This window comes from Methylophaga sp. F7 (assembly GCF_056863975.1).
Window position 1 is genome coordinate 2,120,956 of the sequence record NZ_CM166511.1, and the last position, 18,037, is coordinate 2,138,992.

General features: G+C 45.0%; 12 protein-coding genes. 9 read left to right on the top strand and 3 right to left on the bottom strand.

Annotation, left to right across the window (positions count from 1 at the left end):
* Nucleotides 1-53: 53 nt before the first annotated feature.
* Nucleotides 54-1,895 (bottom strand): excinuclease ABC subunit UvrC, encoded by a 1,842-nt coding sequence (gene uvrC, locus AC08OG_RS10655; protein WP_292411545.1) that lies wholly within the window; start codon nucleotides 1,893-1,895, stop codon nucleotides 54-56.
* 12 nt (nucleotides 1,896-1,907) lie between these two features.
* A complete protein-coding gene (locus AC08OG_RS10660) occupies nucleotides 1,908-2,117 on the bottom strand; it encodes a hypothetical protein (protein ID WP_292355782.1) in 210 nt (69 codons plus the stop codon).
* Nucleotides 2,118-2,269: 152 nt separating this feature from the next.
* Between AC08OG_RS10660 and mfd the strand changes: the two genes are divergently transcribed.
* The 7 genes from mfd (at nucleotide 2,270) to AC08OG_RS10695 (ending at nucleotide 11,771) form a co-directional block, all read left to right on the top strand.
* Complete coding sequence (mfd, locus tag AC08OG_RS10665) at nucleotides 2,270-5,728, top strand: transcription-repair coupling factor (RefSeq protein WP_482929480.1); 3,459 nt, start codon at nucleotides 2,270-2,272, stop codon at nucleotides 5,726-5,728.
* Nucleotides 5,728-6,495 (top strand): methyltransferase domain-containing protein, encoded by a 768-nt coding sequence (locus AC08OG_RS10670; protein ID WP_482929481.1) that lies wholly within the window; start codon nucleotides 5,728-5,730, stop codon nucleotides 6,493-6,495. Before mfd ends, AC08OG_RS10670 begins: the two co-directional genes overlap by 1 nt.
* A gap of 90 nt (nucleotides 6,496-6,585) precedes the next feature.
* The gene (locus AC08OG_RS10675; RefSeq protein WP_292355788.1) at nucleotides 6,586-7,455 is read left to right on the top strand and encodes an ATP-dependent zinc protease family protein; all 870 of its coding nucleotides are present in this window, start codon (nucleotides 6,586-6,588) and stop codon (nucleotides 7,453-7,455) included.
* 9 nt (nucleotides 7,456-7,464) lie between these two features.
* Entirely contained in the window at nucleotides 7,465-8,976 is a 1,512-nt protein-coding gene (locus AC08OG_RS10680; protein WP_292355790.1) for an inactive transglutaminase family protein, read from the top strand.
* Nucleotides 8,973-9,974: an alpha-L-glutamate ligase-like protein gene (locus AC08OG_RS10685; RefSeq protein WP_318988025.1), complete on the top strand. Its 1,002-nt coding sequence runs from the start codon at nucleotides 8,973-8,975 to the stop codon at nucleotides 9,972-9,974. The genes AC08OG_RS10680 and AC08OG_RS10685 overlap by 4 nt, the downstream gene beginning before the upstream one ends.
* Nucleotides 9,943-10,713, top strand: coding sequence for an SIMPL domain-containing protein (locus AC08OG_RS10690; RefSeq protein WP_482929482.1), 771 nt, complete (start codon nucleotides 9,943-9,945; stop codon nucleotides 10,711-10,713). Before AC08OG_RS10685 ends, AC08OG_RS10690 begins: the two co-directional genes overlap by 32 nt.
* Nucleotides 10,713-11,771, top strand: a complete 1,059-nt coding sequence (locus AC08OG_RS10695; RefSeq protein ID WP_482929483.1) for a PA0069 family radical SAM protein — start codon at nucleotides 10,713-10,715, stop codon at nucleotides 11,769-11,771. The genes AC08OG_RS10690 and AC08OG_RS10695 overlap by 1 nt, the downstream gene beginning before the upstream one ends.
* On the opposite strand, the gene AC08OG_RS10700 is transcribed toward AC08OG_RS10695, so the two are convergent.
* Nucleotides 11,757-13,769 (bottom strand): diguanylate cyclase, encoded by a 2,013-nt coding sequence (locus tag AC08OG_RS10700; RefSeq protein WP_482929484.1) that lies wholly within the window; start codon nucleotides 13,767-13,769, stop codon nucleotides 11,757-11,759. The two genes, AC08OG_RS10695 and AC08OG_RS10700, sit on opposite strands and share 15 nt — an antisense overlap.
* A 779-nt stretch (nucleotides 13,770-14,548) precedes the next feature.
* Between AC08OG_RS10700 and AC08OG_RS10705 the strand changes: the two genes are divergently transcribed.
* Together AC08OG_RS10705 and AC08OG_RS10710 are read left to right on the top strand one after the other, a co-directional pair.
* A complete protein-coding gene (locus AC08OG_RS10705; RefSeq protein WP_482929485.1) occupies nucleotides 14,549-16,183 on the top strand; it encodes a methyl-accepting chemotaxis protein in 1,635 nt (544 codons plus the stop codon).
* Nucleotides 16,184-16,400: 217 nt separating this feature from the next.
* A complete protein-coding gene (locus AC08OG_RS10710; RefSeq protein ID WP_292355800.1) occupies nucleotides 16,401-18,008 on the top strand; it encodes a methyl-accepting chemotaxis protein in 1,608 nt (535 codons plus the stop codon).
* The last annotated feature ends 29 nt before the right edge of the window (nucleotides 18,009-18,037 follow it).

Consider the following 18,037-nt stretch of genomic DNA (forward strand, 5'->3'; position numbering starts at 1 on the left):
AAATCGTTTCGTTATAAGCTATAGATAACGCTTATGTTAGCACTATGACGTGTTTAATTGTCCGGATGGAACATATCGTAAATTTTTTGTGCCAAAGCAGCACTGATTCCATCCACCCTCTGCAGATCTTCAACCCCTGCCCGTTTTACTTCCTGAAGGCCGCCAAATTGCTGCAATAATTTTTGTCTACGCTTGGGTCCTAATCCGGCAATATCTTCCAAGGTTGAGCTTTTACGGGCTTTGGCACGGCGTTGACGATGACCGGTAATGGCAAAACGGTGTGCTTCATCCCGAACTTGCTGAAGTAAATGTAATGCGGGTGAATCTGCAGATAAGGTCACTTCGCCAGCCCGACCGACCAGAAATAACGTTTCTTCACCAGGTTTACGTGCAGGACCTTTAGCGATACCTAAGATAGGAAGATCACTTAAATTCAGCTCAGCCAGCACTTCCTGCGCTTCTTTAATCTGTCCCTTACCACCATCAATCAACAGTAAATCCGGTCGTTTTCCTTCACCGTTATTCAATCGGGTAAATCGACGACTCAATGCCTGATGCATGGCGGCATAATCATCGCCACCGGTAATGCCTTCGATATTGAATTTACGGTAATCACTTTTAATTGCGCCTTCCAGGCCAAATACCACGCAGGAAGCTACCGTGCGCTCGCCACTGGTGTGACTGATATCGAAACACTCAATACGTTTGGGCATTTCATCCAGCTCTAATACATCCTGCAGAATTTCAAAACGCTGCAATAAATTGGAGCGACTGCTGATACGCTGGGTAAGACTGATATCGGCATTGGTCATCGCCATCTGCAACCAACGTGTCGCATGGCCACGTTGCGGCTTACGCAGGCTGACTTTATGTCCCGATTCGGTTTGCAATACTTCCTGCAACAGCTGTGATTCTTCAACTTCATGACTCAGCAGGATTTCCGCCGGCACGTCTTTACCAAGATAATACTGCGGTATAAAGGCCGCCAGTAATTCTGACTCGGTCAAATCCGACGACCCTTTAGGGAAATAGGATTTGCTACCTAAATTACGTCCACCTCGTACAAAACTCACTTCAACTACTGCTATACCATCTCTGACTATCGCCGCCAGCACATCGGAATCACCTTGCATTGAGCTGACATACTGGCGTTCCTGCACCCGGCGTAAACTGATGATTTTGTCACGGATAAAAGCCGCCTGTTCGAACTGCAGATTCTGTGACGCCGTGTCCATCTGCTGGCTCAACTCATCCATTACCTGCTGGTTTTTACCTTCCAGGAACATAATGGTGTGTTGCACATCTTTTTGATAATCGCTTTCAGAGACTAAATCTACACAGGGCGCAGTACAGCGTTTAATTTGATATTGCAGACAGGGCCGGCTGCGATTTTGATAATAACTGTCTTCGCACTGACGCACCGGAAACAGTTTTTGTAATAGATTCAGACTTTCCCGAACCGCCCCGGCACTGGGATAAGGACCAAAGTATTTGCCTTTTTTACGCTTGGCACCGCGATGAACGCTTAAGCGAGGAAATTTATCACCGGATATCAATAAGTATGGGTAACTTTTATCATCCCGCAATAACACGTTATAGCGAGGCATCAACTCCTTGATCAGATTATTTTCCAGGATCAAGGCTTCGTTTTCAGTATGCGTGACAGTGGTTTCAATCGCCGCGATCTGCGCCACCATCACCTGGGTTTTACTGGTTAAACCGCTGCTGCGAAAATAACTGCCAACACGTTTTTTGAGATTTTTTGCCTTGCCGACATAAATGACCGTGCCTTCAGCATCGAGCATACGGTAGACACCAGGACGACTGGTTAGTGATTTTACAAAACTGACCGGATCGAAATGGGATTCTATAGTGGGGTTTTCAGCCTGACTCATTAAATTTCGTAATTAAGAATTATCGTCTTTTCGTGGAGAATATTGGCGCTGATAACATTTATGGGCCTGATAAAAACTGTTAGCAGACAAGCCTAGTAAAATTAATCCACCGATTACTGCAGGTACATTTTCGTGATAAAAATAAAACATGGCCAAGGCAGCTAATAACTCAGCAGTGCCAATAACTTTTAATAACACAACATTTTCCGTACGTTTCCCCATGTTCCATCTCCGCTTCGTTGCAAAAATTTTGACTATAGCATTAACACTTATTGTTTGTAAGGACATTATCTTCCTCCGAAATCACGAGTGCTGTGATCGGGCAATTGTGGGAAAATAACGCGCTTTATCATTTCACTATCAGGGTATCACTCTTGCCAGCTAATTTGCTTCAGCCTGTCTTACCAGCATCAGCCAAAGATCAACTTCGTGCCGGACAATTATACGGTAGTGCACAGGGTTTGCTGTTAGCTAAAGCGGCTCAGCAACATAATGGTCCATTATTAGTGGTCACTGATGATGTTGCCAGCGCCCATCGGCTTGAACTGGAAATTCGTTTTTATCTGGGCGATACCGAGCTGCCGATTTTACATTTCCCGGATTGGGAAACCTTGCCTTACGACAGCTTTTCGCCGCATCAGGATATTGTTTCAGAACGGCTGCAGACATTACATCAACTACCCGACTTTAAACGCGGCATTTTACTGGTGCCGATTGCCACCCTGATGCAGCGCATTGCACCGCGAGCATTTCTCGATGGCAACCACCTGGAACTGAAGATTGGCGATCAGTTTGATATTGAACAATGGCGATTGAAACTGGAAAAATCCGGTTACCGGAATGTTGCCCAGGTGATTGAGCACGGTGAGTTTGCGGTTCGCGGTGCGATTATCGATTTGTTTCCAATGGGCAGTCGTCATCCTTACCGTATTGATTTATTTGATGATGAAATTGATACGCTTCGAACCTTTGATCCGGAAACCCAGCGATCCATCGACTCCATTGATCAGATTCAGTTGTTACCGGCGCGAGAGTTTCCAGTTAATGACGACAGTATTGCGTTATTCCGTAAACAATTCCGTCAGTATTTCGATGGGGATCCGCAACGCAGTTTGATTTACCGGGAAGTCAGTGCCGGCAATATGCCGGGCGGTATCGAGTTTTATCTGCCACTATTTTTCGAGCAAACTGCCCGACTCACCGATTATCTGCCGGATAACACGCTGTTAGTACAGCTCAATGACACCTTTAATGCTGCTGAACTTTTCTGGCAGGAAATCCAGATCCGTTACCGTCAGCATAGTGTTGATCCGGAAAGACCCTTGTTACCCCCGATCAATGTGTTTGTGCCGGTAGAAGAATTATTCAGTCAGTTCAAACAATGGCAAAGACTGCAATGCCAGAACTTTGAATTGGATGGCTCGGCAGGTAACAGCAACTATGCCACGGTAATGCCACCATCTTTACCGCTGAACTCCAAGCAGGATCGCCCCTGTGAAGCGTTGCATCAGTTTATCGATAAATTTTCCGGCCGAATCTTAATCGCTGCCGAATCGGCAGGACGTCGTGAAACCCTGCTGGACCTATTGCGTAAAAACCAGCTGCAGCCCAAAGTCGTCGACAACTGGGATGCGTTTATTAACGAAAATGCTCCGCTATGCATTACCGTGGCTCCACTCGAACAGGGTTTGCTACTGCAAGTTGAAAACATTGCGGTGGTGGCTGAAACCCAGCTGTTCGGCCAACAGGTTATGCAACGCCGTCGTCGTAGCCGTAAAAAACGTGACTCCGATGCCATCATCCGTAACCTTGCTGAACTGACCATTGGTGATGCCGTGGTGCATGAAGATCATGGTGTTGGCCGCTATCTGGGTCTGCAAACACTGGATGTTGGTGATGTCGCCACTGAATATGTCACATTGGAATATGCCAAGGGCGACAAGCTCTATGTGCCCGTGGCCTCATTGGATTTAATCAGCCGCTATTCCGGCTCTGCACCTGAACTTGCTCCGTTACATCAACTTGGTACTACGCAATGGGAAAAAGCGCGCCGCCGTGCAGCTGAAAAAGTACGTGATGTGGCAGCAGAATTACTCGATATTTATGCCAAACGCGCTGCCAACAAAAAACCGCCGATGCAATCACCCGATGAACAATATGAAGCCTTCTCCGCGGCATTCCCGTTTGAAACTACGCCCGATCAACAGGATGCGATTGATGCGGTGATTGCCGATATGCAATCAGAAACACCGATGGACAGGCTGGTATGTGGTGATGTGGGCTTTGGTAAAACCGAAGTCGCCATGCGCGCCGCATTTTTAGCAGTTCAATCAGGCAAACAGGTCTTGGTCCTGGTGCCCACCACCCTGCTCGCTCAGCAGCATTATGAAAACTTCAAAGATCGTTTTGCTGATTGGCCCATGCGCGTTGAAGTTTTGTCCCGTTTCCGCAGTAAAAAACAGCTTGATGATGTTAAATCAGCGATCAGCGAAGGGACTGCCGATATTGTCATTGGTACCCATAAATTATTACAGCAGGATATTGATCCCAAACGACTGGGCTTGTTTATTCTTGATGAAGAACATCGTTTCGGGGTCACACAGAAAGAACAACTGAAGAAATATCGCGCCCAGATCGATGTCCTCACTTTAACCGCGACCCCCATTCCCCGCACCTTGAATATGTCGATTTCCGGTATTCGCGATTTATCGATTATTGCCACAGCACCGGCACGCCGGTTAGCAATAAAAACCTTTGTATTACAATGGAATGCCGACAAAATCCGCGAAGGTATGCTGCGTGAAATCAAACGTGGCGGACAAGTTTACTTCTTGCATAACAAGGTCGAAGACATTGATCGGGTGGCACGCGAACTGGAAACCTTAATGCCGGAAGCGCGTATTGCCGTGGCACATGGTCAGATGCGTGAACGTGAGCTGGAACAGGTAATGCTCGACTTTTACCATCAGCGTTTTAATGTGCTGGTCTGCACCACCATTATTGAAACTGGTATCGACGTACCGACTGCCAATACTATCTTTATCGACAGAGCCGATAAATTAGGCTTGGCGCAGCTTTATCAAATCCGTGGTCGTGTCGGTCGTTCACATCACCGTGCTTATGCTTATCTGATTACCCCACCGCAACAGGCCATGACAGCGGATGCAATTAAACGTCTTGAAGCGATTGAATCAATTGAAGATTTGGGGGCAGGCTTTACCCTCGCGACCCACGATATGGAAATTCGTGGTGCCGGTGAATTATTGGGCGATGAACAAAGCGGCCAGATGCAGGAAATTGGCTTTACCTTATATAACGAACTGCTGGAACGTGCAGTCAATGCATTGAAATCCGGTAAAACCCCGGATCTGGATAATATGGCGCGCCACACAGTGGAAATCGATCTGCATGTGCCCGCATTGATTCCATCGGACTATCTGCCTGATGTGCATACCCGACTGGTGTTATATAAACGCATTGCAGCGGCGGCAGATAAAGAAGCTTTACGCGAACTGCAGGTGGAAATGATTGATCGGTTTGGTTTGTTACCGGAACCAGTACAAACCTTATTTGCTGTACATGAGTTGCGCCTTAAAGCCAAAACCATCGGTATTCGCAAGATTGATGTTTATGATCAAGGGGGTCGTTTGCTGTTTGATAAAGAACCTCAGGTTGAACCGATGACCATCATCCAGTTGATTCAAAAACAACCCTCTCGCTTCAAACTGGATGGTCAGGATAAATTACGCTTTACCGATAACATGCCGGATGCGGAAAGTCGGATCATGGTTATAGATACACTGCTGGATAACCTGCTTAAACCGGCCGCCTGATGCAACAGGATCGAAATTTCGACGATTTGGCTGAGCGATTTAATGCGCGAATTTATGACACAGCTAAAGGCCAGTTACGATTAGAGATCCTTAAACAGGATCTACAGCAGTTTACCGAGGCTAAACCATTAAGCATCTGGGATGCTGGCTGTGGTGCCGGGCAGATGAGTTTATGGTTAGCCGGTTTTGGTCATCAGCTGACGTTGTGTGATATCTCTGAAAAACTGTTAAGTCAGGCGCGACAGGAATTTGCTCAGGCAAGACTGGAAGCCAGTTTTCACCATGCCTCTATTCAACAATTGGCGCCGCAACTGGCAGCGTTTGATTTGGTAATTTGTCACGCCGTTGTGGAATGGCTGGCAACTCCCCTGGAAACGCTGAAACAGGTCATGGATCGCGTTAAACCCGGTGGTTATCTCTCATTGATGTTCTATAATCGTAACGCTATGGTTTACAAAAATATCATTCGTGGTGGCTGGAGACTGGAACCAATTCTTAATGATCGCTATATTGGTGTTGGTAACAAGCTCAGCCCACCCAATCCTCAATACCCATTTGAATTGATTCAGTTTTTACAAAATAAGGGTTTTGACATTAAACAACACAGTGGAATCCGCGTGTTTAGTGATTATTTGAACTCTGAGACTCGTCGCCAGACAAATGAACAGGAATTGCTGGCTTTAGAGCAGCAATATTGCCGAATGCCAACCTATCGTGATATGGGACGTTACGTGCATTTACTGGCCGAGAAAAAGTCGCCGGGTTAACCGGGAATACTTCATAATATGCAGCCCAATCAAGCCGAACTTGATAAACGCGTTTTGACTTTATAATCCGTTTTAAGATTTAGGAAAGACATGCTCAAACTAAAACTTCCATTCATCATCCTGGTATCAAGTCTGTTGACCACTGCTTGTATTCAAAACCAGTCACGCCCGACTGTTTCCAATGAACAATTAAAATCCGCACTTAGCGACACTGAATCACGAATGGAAACTCAGGTTCGCCAACAGTGCCAGAAAATCATTGATAACCAGAACAAACACCAGTCTGGGCTACAGTCATTTTCCAAAGAACAACAAATTACCCGTAAACAGCTTGATCAGCTTAATGATCAAGTTGCAGAACTGAATGAAACACTGGCTAAACGTGCCGTTGTTCAGTCAGTACAAGCTATTCAGCCAATGGAAACCAGCAGTTGTCCACCAGCGGCACCCATGACGTTAAATGACAAACTGGTATTGGGCCAAACAGAATGGTTGTGGATTGAAGCCGTAAATCGGGTGTTTCCTGCGCGAGTCGATACAGGCGCTACAACATCATCTTTGACAGCTCAGGATATTATTACTCTGGAGCGTGATGGACAAAAATGGGCGCGTTTCACCATTGTTCCGGAAGAAGGCAGCGACAATAGTTACGAAGTGGAAGCCCCCATTGCCCGGATAGCGAATATTCGCCAGTCCTCGACCAACGAACTTGATAAACGCCCCGTGGTAAGACTAACCATTCGTATTGGTAACATGACGGACACCGCAGAGTTCACTCTGACCGATCGCTCGCATATGAGTTATCCGATTCTGTTAGGTCGTGAATTTTTAAAAGATATCGCGGTGGTGGATGTGGCTAAGAAAAATGTTCAGCCAAAACCCGAAATCCTCAAAGATCGTGCATCGGCGATACCGAAAAAAGCCAAGCAGGCTAACCCTAAAGCATCAGACGAAGAATAAGGATTCATCATGGCATCACGTACGCCTTTTTATATTCTGGTAAGTCTGCTGTTTCTTGCCGGTACTGCGTTAACTCTGCACCGGCATATTGCTTTTGATATTCCCTGGTTTCCCGGTGAGCAAAGACAGACCTGGTCAATTGAAGCCAAGGTAGATTTTGAAGCTGATGGAAATCCGGTAACGGCGCGTTTAGCCATTCCAAATACCCAACCCGGTTTTACACAGCTGAACCAACAGACGGCCAGCCCGGGTTATGGGCTTTCTTTTGTTGAACGTGAAAGTGGTACCTATGCTGAATGGTCAATTCGTGAAGCAACTGGTAACCAGTCTCTGTATTACAAAGTAGATATGCTGGTTGATCCTTTTGCCATTCCAGACGAACAGGTTGTCATTCCAAGCGCTAAACCGAATGTCGAAAAAGAGCCCTATGCTACTGCAGCACAAATGATTCTCGATCGTGCAATAGAACGTTCATCGTCCAATTACACGCTGGCTCGGGAGTTAATACATGAGTTTAATAATCAACAACAAACCGCTGAACTGCTGGCACAGGTCAAACCCAGAACAGCCTGGATTTCACAATTGCTACAGGAGGCAGGTGTACCAGCGAGGCGTATCCATGCATTAGAACTTGAAGATGGCCGTCGCCGACAGTCGCTAATTGAATATATTCAGGTGTTTGAGGGGGAAGAATATGACATCTTCAATCCTGAAACAGGTGAGCAGGGTCAAGCGGAAAATATGTTGTTGTGGCAATATCACTCCGGACCGGTACTCGAAGTCATTGGGGCGACAAATGCTCAGGTTTCCTTTTCAATGATCTCTCAGGAACAACCTTTTAATATCGCGTTAAATCAAAAGTTTGCCGATAATGAATGGCTGAATTTCTCGTTATATACACTCCCGCTGGAAGAGCAGGCCATTTTCAAAGGCATTTTATTGATCCCGGTTGGTGTTTTAATCGTTGTATTAATGCGCATTCTGGTCGGTATCAAAACCTCCGGTACCTTTATGCCGGTATTGATTGCCATGGCGTTTATTCAAACCAGTCTGCTGACCGGTCTGATTGGCTTTTTATTGATTGTCGGTGTGGGACTGATGATTCGCTCCTATTTGTCCTACCTGAATCTATTACTGGTAGCCCGAATATCCGCGGTAATCATCATGGTTATTGGCATGATCGCCATTTTCTCCATCATCGCCTATAAATTTGGCCTGACTGAAGGTATGAAAATCACCTTCTTCCCGATGATCATTCTGGCGTGGACAATTGAGCGTATGTCGATTCTTTGGGAAGAAGAAGGTGCCAAACAAGTCATGATTCAGGGTGGCGGTTCTCTGTTGGTGGCCATTTTGGCTTATATGGCAATGAATCTGGACTGGGTGCGTCACTTGACCTTCAACTTCATGGGCATTCAATTCATCCTGATGGGATTGACCCTGGTGGCAGGAAGTTACACCGGCTATCGTTTACTGGAGTTAAAACGCTTTAAACCGTTAACCAAACTGGACAAATCATGAGTGAACCAGAAGTAAAAATGAACTGGTTCCAAACTATGCGTGAACGTTACGCGCATCCCGGTGCACTTAGTAAAATCGGTGTATTGGGGATGAACCGTCGTAATGTTTCCTATATTAGCCGTTACAATCCCCGGCATCTTTTTCCATTAGTAGACGATAAGCTTCAGACCAAGGAACTAGCCCTAGAGGCCGGGGTAAAAGTGCCTGATTTAATTGGCGTTATCAGTGAACAGCATGCGGTTAAAGAATTAAGTCAGATTCTGCAGCGCTGTAGTAGCGGATTCTGCATCAAACCAGCCCACGGATCAGGCGGTAAGGGCATCATGGTAATTACTCGTCAGAGTGAAGAAGGTTACCGAAAGTCTAACGGTCAATTTGCCACTATTAGTGATCTGGAACGCCATGTCAGCAATATTCTGGCGGGTCTATTCTCACTGGGCGGCCGAGCCGATGTGGCCATTATTGAAGATTTGATTCACTTTGATGATTGCTTCAGCGGCTTCAGCTATGAAGGCGTACCGGATACCCGAGTTATTGTTTTCCGGGGCTTTCCAGTCATGGCGATGATGCGCTTATCCACCGCAGATTCCAATGGTAAAGCCAATCTGCATCAAGGTGCGGTCGGGGTTGGACTGGATATAGGTGATGGTCATGCTCTGCGGGCCGTACAATTTGACAAGCCGATTCTATTACATCCGGATACCGGATTGAATATGATGACGTTGAAGGTCCCGCATTGGGAAGAAGTATTAACACTGGCAGTATCTTGCTATGAAATGTCAGGGCTGGGATACTTAGGCACTGATATTGTTTTGGATCGTTTTAAAGGGCCAATGCTACTTGAATTAAATGCCCGGCCTGGACTGACCATCCAGATTGCCAATGGCAAAGGCTTGCTGCCACGACTACGCCAGATAGAAAGTCTTAGTCATAAGAGAAGAATGAGTGTCGCTGACCGCGTCGCCTATGCAAGAGAACACTTTACCGATCATCGCTGATTCTATGGGAGTTCAGGATATGGCCAATCAAACCAAATCGACCGCATTGATTTTAGGTGGCGCATTATTTCTGGGCTTGACCCTGCTGGGATTTCAACTTGGCAAGGCGTTGATCGATTTTAAACAGTTCGAACGCAGCGTCACGGTAAAAGGCTTATCTGAACGTGACTACCCTGCTGATGTGGTGATTTGGCCTATTCAGTTTATTGAAGCCAACAATGATTTGCCGGAGCTTTATCGGACTGTCGAAGATAACAGCAGTAAAGTTCGTGATTTTCTGCTCCAACGTGGCATTGATGAAGCTGAAATCACTTTTAACGCTCCTTCGATTACCGATAAATCAGCCCAGCAATACGGTGGTGGCCCAAGGGCAGAATTTCGTTACACCGCAAACCAGACAATAACCGTTTATTCAGAAAATATTGAAGCGGTTCGCATGGCAATGACAGATTTGGCCGATCTGGGCAAAAAAGGGCTGGTATTAGCGGGTAATAACTATATGGCACAGACCGAATATCTGTTTACACGACTGAACGAAATCAAACCGGAAATGATTGAAGAAGCCACCGAAAATGCCCGTGAAGTTGCCGAAAAATTTGCCGAGGATTCTGACAGCAATCTAGGCAAAATCCGCAAAGCATCTCAAGGTCAATTCAGTATCAGCGCCCGCGATAATAATAATCCGCATATCAAAAAGGTTAGGGTGGTTTCTACAGTGGAATATTATTTGTCTGATTGATGCCTCCTACACAACCTTCTATCAAAGGACGAGGAACTGCAGACAAAATTGATGGACGTTTCAACACCCATCAGCGTGAACGGGTTGAAGATGGTTGGTTTCAGGAACCAGATAATCCACCCAAAACAACGGTGGAGATTGAACACCCCAAAACCATCATCACCCGTAATCAATCCCCGGATCTGCCTTTTAGCCAATCTATTAATCCCTACCGGGGCTGTGAACATGGCTGTATTTATTGTTATGCAAGGCCATCACATGCCTATTTAGGGTTATCGCCTGGCCTTGATTTCGAAACCAGACTTACGGCCAAACCCAATGCTGCCATTTTGCTCAAAAAAGAGTTAGCTGCAAAAAACTATCAATGTTCACCAATATCATTGGGAGCCAACACCGATCCCTATCAGCCCATTGAACGCGAATATCAAATCACCCGACAGATCCTGCAAGTGTTGAATGAAACCTGCCATCCCTGTCATATCGTCACCAAGTCATCTATGGTTGAACGGGATATCGATATTCTGCAGCAAATGGCCCGACAAAATCTGGTTCGGGTACATCTTTCAGTAACCACATTGGATCCAGCGCTATCGCGTGTATTGGAGCCCAGAGCCAGCGCGCCGAAACGACGACTACAAACCATTGAAACCTTACGTGCTGCAGGCATCGAGGTGACGGTATTGATTGCCCCGGTTATACCCGTATTAACCGATGCCGAACTGGAAAATATTGTGAAAGCTGTTACCGATGCAGGCGCATTGGATGTTAATTACATTCTGCTCAGATTACCCCTTGAGGTAAGCCCATTATTTGAAAACTGGCTGCAAACTCACCGACCAGATCAGGCCCAGCACATTCTGAACCGAATCCATGACTTACGTGGAGGTAAAAACAACGATCCGCGCTTTGGTCACCGCCTGCGCGGTGAAGGGATATTTGCTGATCTGTTAGCCCAACGCTTTCGAAATATCACTAAAAAACTTCAGATCGACTCTAAATTAGCGCCTTTAAGGCAGGATTTATTCCAGGCTCCCGGTCAACAGCTATCCCTTTTTTAATGCATCATTCTTTTCGGCAGTGTGCACCTGATTACGGCCAGCATGTTTTGCTGAGTAAAGAGCGGCATCAGCAGCAGCAATCAATATATGCTCGTCTTTCAACGGTTCTGGCCAAGTGGCTACACCAATTGATGCTGTCACCCCATCCAAAGCTTTACCCTGATGAAACAATACAAGCTCACTGATTTTTAGTCTTAATTGTTCTGCAACCTTGAAAGCCGCATTGCCATCACACTCAGGAAGAATGACCAAAAACTCTTCCCCACCTAAACGACATGGAAAATCAGTTTTACGGAAACTTTCTTTCAACAGGGAGCCCACGGCTCGAAGAACCACGTCACCAGCATCATGACCGAAACTGTCATTAAAACGTTTGAAATGATCAACATCGATCATCAGTACTGACAAAGATTTATCATTACGACGACAGCGCGCGACTTCATGCTCAAATATTTCTTCAACAAAACGACGATTATACAATCCGGTCAACACGTCTTTTATAGACAGGTTACGTAACGTCTGTCTTAGTTTGATATTGGATAAGGCAAGGGCCAATCGTGCAGCAGCCGATTGAGCAAGCTCAACAAAAACCTGCTTTCCGTCGTTATTGGGTAGTTGAAGATGTAATACTCCAAGTGTTTTGCCATCAGCCAGCATAGGAATGCAAATATAAGCACCTTGCTCTGTCTCAGCAATATGATTACAACGGGTATGAAGTCCTTCGGGTTCAAATTGCCAGCTACGGCCCAATCTTAAAGACCAGCAATCGTCAGGGGCAAAGCCATCATGTTTTTCGATCGCTTTTTTCCCCCAGCTGACACCATGCATTAAAGCATTACCGCTATCCCGATAGGTATAAATCGTCCCCTCTAAATCCTCAAACAATTGGGTAAGAGACCGCCCAATAATTGGCCAACTTTCATCCAATGTATGACAGGACTGCAGCATGTCAGTCAGCTCATTCATAACAGTAATTTCAAGTCGTTGTTTTTCCAGCAGCTTAGCTCTATCAATAGCTTCACGACTGGCCGACTCCAGTGCCAGAGTCCGTTCCTGCACTTTAAGTTCAAGACTTTCTTTGGCTTGTGTCAAAGCTTGCTGATTGGCAGCCTGTTTGTTTTCGTAACTTTCCAGATAACTAACCATTAAGTCAAAGTTGTGGGCTAGTGTTTTTAATTCACTGGCCCCGACCATTTGTCCAATACGAATACCACGCTGACCGCTTGACACTTGTTCAACCAGGCTTGCCAGCTTGCTCACCGGCCGACGCACTGCGAGCTCAGCGATAAACCATGCAGCGAGAATAACTAAAAGGCTAACCACCGCCAGTACACTTAATGTTCGCCAAAAAATAGCATCGACTTCCGCAAATAACTCCTCCGTTGGCAGACCTACGCTCAATAAAATATTGGATTCACCAAGACCAATTTGGTCAAATGCATACCAGCGCGGTGTATTATCCAGCCCGCGTACTTCCATTGTCTGTCGATTAGTCGTGTTACCAATGAGCGTTTGAAACAATTCACTTTCACGAGCTTGCAGCCCAGTCATAGAGAACGGGTCCGGTGCTCTGACCAGTACTGTTCCATCTGGTTGCCATAAAGTCGCCGTGACATTATTTAGACTTTTGCTGTTGAGAGAATGCGACCGAAGATTATGATTGAGAAAAAGGGAAAGATTGATGCTAACGCCAACGACACCCATAATTTCACCCGTTGATGAATATAAAGGCAGCGCTATTGGCATGACCATTTGCTTGGAGATTTTTCCTTCTACGGGTTGACCAACAATAATTGCTCCACCAGACAAGGAATTCTGAATGTAATCCCTATCCAGCAGATTTATCGTTGTCTCATTATTTGTTGCAGTACAAATGACTTCCCCATTGAGATCCACCGAATAAATATTGCTGTAACTGGCAAATTGTTTACTCAGATTGGCCAACTGCTGATTACATTGTGGAGAAGCTTTAAGCCATTTCTCAGGTGTTAATGACAATGAGGTTAATAACTGAGAAGAGGCATAAATAGCATCTTCGAGAATCGTTGTGAATCAATTCAACAATCGTGGACAATTTATTAATTGCCTGTTCACCTGTGAGTCGTCGATTTTCCAAAGCTGAATAGATTAATACCAATGCAACTGGAACCAAACTTAACAAAACCAACAAAACTAAACGACTACGGATACTGGCTAACTGAGGGAAAAATTTTGAGAATAGGGACATGTAGACCTTACAATTTCGAATTCATCGATGGCTTTATTGCGCCTTAAGAAGTTTGTTAATTGTTTCTGTTTAAATAGCGTAACGGTGCTGATTTTAGGTAAGGATGGGTGGATTACTTACTTCAACTACATCAATTTATTCTGACTATCATAACGTTTTAACTCTACGGTACCAAACCATAAGTCTTTGTGAAATAAATGTTTTGTTTTATTAGATGTATTACTGGCGTGCTGTAAATGACGACAGCATTCAAAAAAATCCATGTTAACGACATTCTATGAACTTCATTAATTAAAACTAAAATACATAAGATCCATTCCAACTCCGAAAAAAGTGCGAAGTTGTTTCGATATTGTCTTTCTAAGCAGTTATTGCGTTCTCCTTTAATCCACAATTGCCAAGACCAAAGAGAAATTTCCTGAAGCAATAATTTAAAACGGCATCGGTAATACCGCTTTGACATAAATCTCACATGTGTTGAAAGATAATCGCCGGCTTCATCAGCTAACTACGCAATGTCGTGTACGTTTACGCATATCAGGAATATTCAGTGACTATTAAAAACAGGCTTCAACTCGGCTTTGGCATCGTTTTAAGTTTAATGGTGTTAATCGCCATTATCGGGATTAATGAAGTCAGTAAAATTGACCGTACTATGAGTAAAATCAATGAGGTTGATAGCGTAAAACAACGGGCTGCTATTAATTTTCGAGGCAGTGTTCACGACCGGGCCATTTCGATTCGGGATGTGGTGTTAAGTGACAGCAGTGCCGAGCGCCAGAAGCATCTTCAGGATATCGAACGTTTAGAACAGTTCTATGCAGAATCAGCGATAAGCCTGGAAGCAATGGCCAATAATCCTCAGCAATTTACCGCCCAGGAAAAAACGCTGCTGGATAATATTAAAACCATTGAACAACAAACGCTTTCCCACACCGCAGAAACCATACAGCTAATTAATCAGGGTCGGGATAATGAAGCACGGGATTATCTGTTACTGAATACCTCCCCTGCTTACACACAATGGTTGAAAGCAGTAAATCAATTTATTGATTTTCAGGAAGCCACCATCAGCGATCAGGTTGACTATATTCGTCAGCAAACCGGGGGATTTATGGCATTAATGATTACGGTGACGCTGATCGCCTTCGTCATTGCCATCTTTGTCAGCTATCGATTGATTGGCCGATTGTATTCAACCATTGGTGGTGAGCCTGATTCAGCAGCTCAATTAATCAGAGTATTTGCTTCAGGTGACTTAACTCAACAAGCTCAAACAAAGTTTCCTAAAAGTATTGTCGGTGCACTAAGCACTATGTCGAGCGAACTCTCGCATATTATGAAAGGCATTAGCTCATCCGCAGGACAAGTATCAGATGCGGCAAAAGTAATGAATCAAACTTCGGCAGATAATCAGAGTTTAGTCATTGACCAGAAACAGCAAACGCTGGATGGGGCCAATGCCATCAGTGAAATTTCTACTTCGGTACAAGAGATTGCCCGTCTGACCAGTGAGGCTGCGATGCAAGCTCAAACAGCCGATAAAGAGACAATTAATGGTAATCAGGAAGTAGCCAAAACACTTACCAGCATTGCAGAGTTGGCGGCAAAAGTAGAAGAAGCTGCCAGAGTTATTGATGAACTTTCCGAAGACAGCAAACAAATTGGCACCGTTGTTGAAGTTATTGCAGACATTACCGAACAAACCAACCTATTGGCATTGAATGCTGCTATTGAAGCCGCCCGTGCTGGTGAACATGGCAGAGGCTTTGCCGTGGTTGCTGACGAAGTTCGTGGTCTCGCCAGCCGTACCAAAGAGTCGACGCTCAATATTCAGAAATTAATTGAAAAGACTCAAAGTAGAACGGTAATCGCAGTGAAAGTCATGGAAGAAGGTAAAAACAAAGCCCATCAATGTGTCACCCAGGCAGAACATGCCGGTGAATCTTTGGAGGTCATCAGCCGTTCAGTTACCGCCATTAATGATATGAATGCTCAGATAGCCAGTGTCGCCGAACAACAGTCAGCCGTCGCTGAAGAAATTAACAATAACTTTCGCAGGATTACCGATGTATCTGATAAGGCGGAAGCGGGATCACAGTCTATTTCTTCACTCAGTACTGAACTGAATCAACTGGCTGATGCACTGCAACAATCCATCAGTAAATTTAAAACTGCAAGTTAAATCATTCACTTCAAGACCATAGAAAATGCCACTTTTAATTAAGTGGCATTTTTATTTAACAACACCGTTTAATCACTTTACTCCTCACTTCTGGACATATAGCTCACTCCAAATAGTTACTTAATAGAATATAAAACTCATTAAAAAGTTACTGCGGACGATAACTATCAAGGACCATAGTTATTCTATAAAAATCAGTACACTAGGATGAGAGAATATGAAGCTATACCAGAAACTCATTGTCTCCAATGTGGTGAGCAGCCTGTTGCTAACCTTAATTATTGTCAGCGCCACTACCTATATCCTGAGTCAGGGTTTATACATGCAAGCTCAGGAAAACCAGGAGAGCAATATGCGGGTGGCCTGGTCAGTGTTAGAGCAACAAGGCCAGCAATTCAGTCTGGAAAACAACCAATTACTGATAGATGGCCAACCCATTGATCAGGATTATGCTGTCGTCGATAAAATCAAACAGTTAGTGGGCGGTACGGCCACTATCTTTCAATATGACACGCGCATATCGACCAATGTGATTAAAGACGATGGCACACGCGCCATTGGTACAAAGCTCGCACCAGGAGAAGTTTACGACACGGTTTTAAAACAGGCGCAGCCATTTCATGGTGAAGCAGATATTCTGGGAGTACGATACTTTACTGCCTATGAGCCTATTCTGAATAATGAGGGTGAAGTAATCGGCATTTTGTATGTCGGTGTCGAAAAAGCACGGTTTTTCGATATTATTGGCGAGCTGGTGACTAAAAGCATGATATTTGCCATTATCCTGGTAATTATTTCTGCCATTGCCATTCGTCTGTTAACCCGCCGTTTACTGCTGCCGCTTAACGGACTGGAAACGTCGATGAGCAATCTGGCTATGGGTGAGGCCGATTTAACCAAACGGTTACCAATAGTGAATGCCGATGATGAAATAGGCGTGGTGGCCAGTGCCTTTAATAAGTTTATGAATAACTTACAGAATATTATTCGTGATTTACTGGAACATACCCAAAAAACTTCAGAATCTGCCAATCAGCTAACGGATATATCCGATCGCGTCGCCACCGGTTCAGTCAAACAGAAACAAGTGGTAGATGATATCGTTCAGAAAATTAGCCATATCAATTCCACTATCCAGTCAGTTGCCAATAATGCTTCTGAAGCTCAGGAAATTTCCAAAACCGCACAACATTCTGCAGAAAACGGTCGGGCGGTTGTGGCTGAAGCTGCTAACAGTATTAATCAAATTGCTGAAGCCGTTCGACATATGGCGTCTACGGTTACCAATCTCGGCGAACGTTCTGACGAAATAAGTGGCATTCTTCAAGTGATTCAGGATATTGCAGCTCAAACCAATTTATTGGCATTAAATGCCGCGATTGAAGCCGCAAGGGCTGGTGAACAGGGACGAGGTTTTGCCGTTGTAGCTGACGAAGTACGCAAATTAGCCGAGCGTACCTCCCAGGCCACATTAGAGATTGGAGAAGTTATCGCCGCAGTCCAATCGGAAACGCAGAATGCTGTTAAACATGCAGATCAAGGTGAAGTACTGGTAAAACACGGCGTGGAACTTGTCGAAAAAGCCGGTCAATCCCTGCTGCAAATTAACGCCGGTGCTCAGCAGACAAATAATGTCATTGAAAATATTGCCTCGGCAGCAGCTCAGGGAAGTGAGGACAGTCAGCAAATTAACAGCCAGATAGACAAAATCTCACAAATGGCAAAAGACCGAGCCGAAATCAGTGAGCAAATATCACAAACTGCTGAGCAACTTGCCTTGCTCTCCGGACGGCTCAAAACTACTGTCGATAAATTCCAGGTTTGATTAAATAGAAAGGCTGCATCAATGTGCAG

Excerpts from the sequence above, each read along its gene's own strand:
- AC08OG_RS10710 (WP_292355800.1), top strand. The coding sequence starts at position 16,401 with ATGAAGCTATACCAGAAACTCATTGTCTCCAATGTGGTGAGCAGCCTG.
- AC08OG_RS10695 (WP_482929483.1), top strand. The coding sequence starts at position 10,713 with ATGCCTCCTACACAACCTTCTATCAAAGGACGAGGAACTGCAGACAAA.
- AC08OG_RS10660 (WP_292355782.1), bottom strand. The coding sequence starts at position 2,117 with ATGGGGAAACGTACGGAAAATGTTGTGTTATTAAAAGTTATTGGCACT.
- AC08OG_RS10685 (WP_318988025.1), top strand. The coding sequence starts at position 8,973 with ATGAGTGAACCAGAAGTAAAAATGAACTGGTTCCAAACTATGCGTGAA.
- AC08OG_RS10690 (WP_482929482.1), top strand. The coding sequence starts at position 9,943 with ATGCAAGAGAACACTTTACCGATCATCGCTGATTCTATGGGAGTTCAG.
- AC08OG_RS10675 (WP_292355788.1), top strand. The coding sequence starts at position 6,586 with ATGCTCAAACTAAAACTTCCATTCATCATCCTGGTATCAAGTCTGTTG.
- uvrC (WP_292411545.1), bottom strand. The coding sequence starts at position 1,895 with ATGAGTCAGGCTGAAAACCCCACTATAGAATCCCATTTCGATCCGGTC.
- AC08OG_RS10680 (WP_292355790.1), top strand. The coding sequence starts at position 7,465 with ATGGCATCACGTACGCCTTTTTATATTCTGGTAAGTCTGCTGTTTCTT.
- AC08OG_RS10670 (WP_482929481.1), top strand. The coding sequence starts at position 5,728 with ATGCAACAGGATCGAAATTTCGACGATTTGGCTGAGCGATTTAATGCG.